Source organism: Burkholderia sp. Bp9140, assembly GCF_003853425.1.
Lineage (GTDB): Bacteria > Pseudomonadota > Gammaproteobacteria > Burkholderiales > Burkholderiaceae > Burkholderia.
Genome location: NZ_QTPQ01000082.1, coordinates 1 through 5,077 on the forward strand (window position 1 = coordinate 1; position 5,077 = coordinate 5,077).

7 protein-coding genes are annotated in these 5,077 nt (G+C 68.4%); 4 read left to right on the plus strand and 3 right to left on the minus strand.

Features of this window, described 5'->3' with window-relative positions; all coding sequences use genetic code 11:
- Together DIE21_RS36470 and DIE21_RS36475 are read right to left on the minus strand one after the other, a co-directional pair.
- Positions 1-296 (minus strand): amidohydrolase family protein (locus DIE21_RS36470; protein WP_148092773.1); only part of this gene is annotated, 296 nt, incomplete at its 3' end.
- A 19-nt stretch (positions 297-315) separates the two neighbouring features.
- On the minus strand, positions 316-483 hold the full coding sequence (locus tag DIE21_RS36475; protein WP_006756038.1) for a DUF1427 family protein: 168 nt from the start codon (positions 481-483) through the stop codon (positions 316-318).
- Between the two features lie 103 nt (positions 484-586).
- On the opposite strand from DIE21_RS36475, the gene DIE21_RS36480 reads away from it, so the two are divergent.
- Positions 587-1,510, plus strand: a complete 924-nt coding sequence (locus DIE21_RS36480; protein WP_124502166.1) for a LysR family transcriptional regulator — start codon at positions 587-589, stop codon at positions 1,508-1,510.
- A 61-nt stretch (positions 1,511-1,571) separates the two neighbouring features.
- Here DIE21_RS36480 and DIE21_RS36485 read toward each other — a convergent pair whose 3' ends face one another.
- Positions 1,572-2,258 carry a hydrolase gene (locus DIE21_RS36485; RefSeq protein WP_124502167.1) on the minus strand — a complete coding sequence of 229 codons (687 nt, stop codon included), beginning with the start codon at positions 2,256-2,258 and terminating at the stop codon, positions 1,572-1,574.
- A 276-nt stretch (positions 2,259-2,534) separates the two neighbouring features.
- On the opposite strand from DIE21_RS36485, the gene DIE21_RS36490 reads away from it, so the two are divergent.
- From DIE21_RS36490 to DIE21_RS36500, 3 genes are read left to right on the plus strand one after another with little or no spacing between them, the layout of a single operon-like run.
- Positions 2,535-2,795 (plus strand): XapX domain-containing protein, encoded by a 261-nt coding sequence (locus tag DIE21_RS36490; protein WP_124502168.1) that lies wholly within the window; start codon positions 2,535-2,537, stop codon positions 2,793-2,795.
- A gap of 34 nt (positions 2,796-2,829) precedes the next feature.
- Positions 2,830-4,410, plus strand: a complete 1,581-nt coding sequence (locus DIE21_RS36495; protein WP_124502169.1) for a sodium:proton antiporter — start codon at positions 2,830-2,832, stop codon at positions 4,408-4,410.
- Between the two features lie 52 nt (positions 4,411-4,462).
- Entirely contained in the window at positions 4,463-4,855 is a 393-nt protein-coding gene (locus DIE21_RS36500) for an OsmC family protein (RefSeq protein WP_124502170.1), read from the plus strand.
- Positions 4,856-5,077: the final 222 nt, after the last annotated feature.

Consider the following 5,077-nt stretch of genomic DNA (forward strand, 5'->3'; position numbering starts at 1 on the left):
TCCATCGCGACCGCGAGCGAGCGCACGCCGTCCCAGCGCAGCTCCATGTTGTAGTTCAGGCCGCCGCGAATCACGTGCGTGTGGTTGTCGGTCAGGCCCGGCATCACCGTGCGGCCGCCGAGGTCGACGACCTTCGTCGCGCGGCCCGCGAGCGGCCTCACGTCCGCGTCGCTGCCGACCGCGACGAAGCGGCCGTCCTTGATCGCCACCGCGGCGGCGACGGGGTTCGCACGATCGAGCGTCGTGATGCGCCCGTTGTGCAGGATCAGATCCGGTTGAGTATCGGTTGCGTTCATCAACATGTCCTCGATGCGGTCAGAAGCCGAGCCAGTGACGCACGGGCCCGATGGCCTGCGCGCCGACCAGCATGCCGGCGAGGCCGATCAGCGCGATCAGCGGCGGCGCCGGCGAGCGCACCTTGATCACGCTGTACACGACGCCGATCAACACGCCGGCTGCCAACGACGATAGATAAGATTCCATAACGATTTTTTCTCCCGGCCGGATTAAAATGACCCGCATCGCGTCGGCCGCATGCGTCGCCGCCTTCGCCCCCACTTCGCGTCCCTGTCACCCTTGTCCGACCATGCAACACCTTCCTGATCTCGAAGCCTGGGCCATCTTTGCGCGCGTCGCGGAAACCGGTTCGTTCGCGAAAGCCGCGGAACTGCTCGGCGTGTCGCAGCCGACCGTGTCGAAGGCCATCGCGCGCCTCGAAAAGCGCCTCGGCGCGATGCTGCTGTACCGCACGTCGCGCAAGCTGTCGCTCACGCCGACCGGCGAACTGCTGCGCGACCGCGCGATCCGCCTGCTCGCCGATGCGGAACTGATCGAGAGCGAGGCATCCGCGCAAGCGCTCGAACCGCACGGCCTCGTGCGCGTGAACGCACCGATGTCGTTCGGGCTGCGCCATCTGTCGCCGCTGCTGCCCGCGTTTCTCGAACGCTATCCGCACGTCGACATCGACCTCGTGCTGACCGACCACATCGTCGACATCGTGTCCGGCGGTTTCGACGTCGCGATCCGCATCGCCGAGCTAAGCGATTCGTCGCTGCGCTCGCGCAGGCTGTGCGCGGTGCGCCGTCCGCTCGTCGCATCGCCCGCGTATCTCGACCGGCGTGGCCGCCCCGCGCATCCGCGCGACATCGAACAGCACGTGTGCCTCACCTACACGAACCTGCCGACGCCCGAGTACTGGCGCTTTCGCAATTCGGCATCGGGCGAGGAAGTCGGCGTATCGGTGCAAGGACGCATCCGCACCAACAACGCCGACGTCATCGTCCCCGCGCTCGTCGCCGGCCACGGCCTCGCGCTGCAGCCCGAGTTCCTGGTGTGGGACGAACTGCAGCGCGGCGAGCTCGAGGAAGTGATGCACGACTGGAAGATCGCCGACATCTACGTCAACCTCGTCACGCCGCCCGGCATGCTGCGCGCCGCGCGCGTGACGGTGCTGCTCGATTTCCTCGCCGAACATTTCTCGCACGCGCCGTGGGCGCTGCCCGTGAGCTGAGCGCGCGACGGCCGGCGCGTGCATCGCGCACGCCGGCCGCGGCAATCCGGCCGACTGCCCGTTACTTCGCCGGAACGGCCGGGATCGACTCGTGCGGCGTCAGCGTACGCTCGGCGGCCTTGTGGACCATCGTGTACGCGTAGTCGACGCCCATCCCGTACGCGCCCGAATGCTCCTTCGCGATCGCCATCACCGCGTCATACGTGTCGCGGCGCGCCCAGTCGCGCTGCCACTCGAGCATGACCTGCTGCCACGTGACGGGCACCACGCCCGCCTGCACCATCCGCTGCATCGCGAAGTCGTGCGCGGCCTGCGACGTACCGCCCGATGCGTCGGCCACCATGTAGATCTCGTAGTCGCCTTCGAGCATCGCGCACAGTGCGAACGTGGTGTTGCAGACTTCCGTCCACAGGCCGGACACGACCACCTTCTTGCGGCCGTTCGCGGCGAGCGCGTCACGCACCTTCTGGTCGTCCCACGAGTTCATCGACGTGCGTTCGAGCGTCTTCTGGTTCGGAAACACGTCGAGCAGCTCGGGATACGTATGACCCGAGAAGCCCTCGCTTTCGACCGTCGTGATCGTGGTCGGGATGTTGAACGCCTTCGCGGCCTTCGCGAGACCGACGACGTTGTTCTTCAGCGCCTGGCGATCGATCGACTGCACGCCGAACGCCATCTGCGGCTGCTGGTCGATGAAGATCAGCTGGCTGTTCTGCGGAGTGAGTACTTCAAGTTTCGGGTTGCTCATGGCGTGAATCATCCTGTGAACGAAAAGAGGGACCGGCCTCGCCGCGAACGCGGGAGGACTCGAGTCGGTGTTGCGCCGGGTCGGCGCCGTCCGGCTCCAATTATTTAAACTGCAATCCTGCTGTACGAACACCCAAAAACTGGAATCACTCGGATTCCAGAATAGGCTGTCGACAAGGGCAATCCGCCCTTTTTTTCGTCACGTAAACCCGATACGCTTCCAGGACCTCGACGATGCACTCGTCGCCACCAATCGTCCGATCACGAGACGCCCGTCATGAAATCCTATGTCCTGTCGCTGCTCGCCGGCATCCTCGCCGGCGTCATCTACGGCGCGATCGGCGTGAACTCGCCCGCGCCGCCGCTCATCGCGCTCACCGGCCTGCTCGGCATGCTGGCCGGCGAACAGATCCTGCCCGTCGCGCGGCGCATGCTCGCGGGCCATCGGCTGAACGCCGCATGGCGCGACGCGAAGTGCAGCCAGCACATGTTCGGCGCGCTGCCGGGCGGCAGCACGAACGATCGCAAGCCGTCGTGATGCGCACGCCCCGCATTCGCCATATTCGCCGCGCATGAGCAACGTCGAGCTGTTCCATTACCTGCTGCTGTTGATCTGCGGCGCGGGCGCGCTCACGTGGCTCGCCGAACGGATCTCGATTCCGCCAGCCGTCGTGCTGCTGCTCGGCGGCTGCGCGGTGGCCGTCGCGGGCAAGCGCGTGCCCGACATGGACCCGGCGCTGCTGCTCGCGGCCGTGCTGCCGCCGCTGCTGATGTCGAGCGGCTTCTATACCGCGTGGAAGGAATTCCGGCGGGATCTCGCATCGATCGCGTCGCTCGCGCTCGGCGCGGTGGTGTTCACGACGGTTGCGGTCGCGCTCGCGGTGCATGCGGCCAATCCGGCGTTGCCGTGGGCCGCGTGCTTCACGCTCGGCGCGATCGTGTCGCCGCCCGACGCGGTCGCCGCGAAGGCGATCCTGCAGCGCCATCCGCTGCCCGCGCGGCTCGTCGCGGTGCTCGAAGGCGAAAGCCTCGTCAACGATGCGTCGGGCCTGCTGCTGTATCAGATGGCCGTATCGGCCGCGCTCACCGTCACGATCACGACCGCGAGCGCCACCGGCCTGTTCTTCTCGCTCACGCTGATCGGCATCGCGGTCGGCCTCGCGTGCGGCCATGCGATGTGCTGGGTGCTGCCGCGCCTGCGCGAGCCGATGCTCGGTATCGTCGTGACCTTCGCGATGGCGTGGGGCAGCTACGGGATCGCGGAAGCCGTGCACGGCTCCGGCGTGCTGTCGGTCGTGACCTGCGGCCTCGTGCTCGGCGTGCGCCAGCATCGCGTATTCGACGCCGACCTGCGGATCAAGGCGAAAGCGACCTGGGAAGCGATCGTGTTCGTGCTCGACGCACTCGTGTTCATCCTGATCGGCCTCGCGCTGCACGCGATCCTCGCGCGCGTGAACCACGAAGGCGCGGTGCTGATGGCCGGCCTGCGCGTCGCGCTGCCTGCGACGGCCGCCGCGATCGCCGCACGCGTCGTGTGGGTGTTCGTCGCGATGTGGCTGCCGGGCCGCCTGCGCGCATCGCGCGCGGGTCATGCGCCGTGGTCGTGGCGCGAGGCCGTCGTGCTCGGCTGGTCCGGCATGCGCGGCGTCGTGAGCCTCGCCGCCGCGATCGCGCTGCCGAGCGATTTCCCCGGACGCGACCTGATCCTGTTCAGCACGTTCCTGCTGATCATCGCGACGCTCGTCGTGCAGGGCGGCACGCTCGCGCCGCTGATCCGCGTGCTGAAGCTGCGCCCGGCCGCGCGGGAAACGATGTCCGAGCACGCGGTGCGCGCGCATACGTTCGGCGCGGCGCTCGCCGAGCTCGATGCGCGCGGGCAGCGCGGCGCCGGCCTCGAACGCGCGTCGCTGGATCGCCTGCTGGCCGAATACCGGAACCGCGTCTCCTACAACGAAAGTGCGCACCGTCACGGCGCCGAGCCCGCGAAGGTGCGCGCGCGCATGCTGCGTGTCGAGCTCGAACTGGTCGGCGTGTCGCGCGACGCACTGCTCGACCTGCACCGCGACGGCCGGGTCGACGACGCCGTGCTGCACCGCATAGAATCCGAGCTGGATTTCGAGGAACTGCGACTGCAGCGTCTGCTCGAACCATAAGGCCCGGCCACGCCGGCCGCCGGCCCGCCCCCTCTCCCCATCTGGAATTGCAATGAGCGAACTGTCCGTCGAAGCGAGCATCGGCTCGGTCGATTACCTGGTCCATTTCACCGACGGCGTCCATCAGTGGCGCGCCGACGAGCCGGCGCCGCTCGGCGGCGGCGACGCCGCACCGACGCCCGTCGCACTGCTGCTGTCGAGCCTCGGCGCATGCACCGCGATCACGCTGAAGATGTATGCGCAACGCAAGGGCTGGCCGCTCGCCGAAGTGCACGTGAAGCTCGCGCACGAATCGGGCAGCGCGGGCAGCACGATCATGCGCCGCATCACGCTCGACGGCGACCTGTCGGACGAGCAGCGCGAACGCCTGCTGCAGATCGCGAATGCGTGCCCGGTGCACAAGATCCTCACGCACCCGATCACGATCGACACGGCCATCGCCTGACGCATCGCACCCCGACCACGAGATAGATCCCCATCATGTCCGCATCGATCAAGACCCTGCTCACGCCGCGCGAAAGCGACATCGGCAACCTCGTCGTGGGGGGGGGGGGGGGCGGCCCCCCCCCCCCCCCCCCCGGGGGGGGGGGGGGGGGGGTGTGGGGGTGGGGGGGGGGGGTGGGGGGGTAAGAGCCCCCCCACCCCGCCCCGGCGCCCCGGGGCGGGC

Excerpts from the sequence above, each read along its gene's own strand:
- DIE21_RS36480 (WP_124502166.1), top strand. The coding sequence starts at position 587 with ATGCAACACCTTCCTGATCTCGAAGCCTGGGCCATCTTTGCGCGCGTC.
- DIE21_RS36495 (WP_124502169.1), top strand. The coding sequence starts at position 2,830 with ATGAGCAACGTCGAGCTGTTCCATTACCTGCTGCTGTTGATCTGCGGC.
- DIE21_RS36475 (WP_006756038.1), bottom strand. The coding sequence starts at position 483 with ATGGAATCTTATCTATCGTCGTTGGCAGCCGGCGTGTTGATCGGCGTC.
- DIE21_RS36490 (WP_124502168.1), top strand. The coding sequence starts at position 2,535 with ATGAAATCCTATGTCCTGTCGCTGCTCGCCGGCATCCTCGCCGGCGTC.
- DIE21_RS36485 (WP_124502167.1), bottom strand. The coding sequence starts at position 2,258 with ATGAGCAACCCGAAACTTGAAGTACTCACTCCGCAGAACAGCCAGCTG.
- DIE21_RS36500 (WP_124502170.1), top strand. The coding sequence starts at position 4,463 with ATGAGCGAACTGTCCGTCGAAGCGAGCATCGGCTCGGTCGATTACCTG.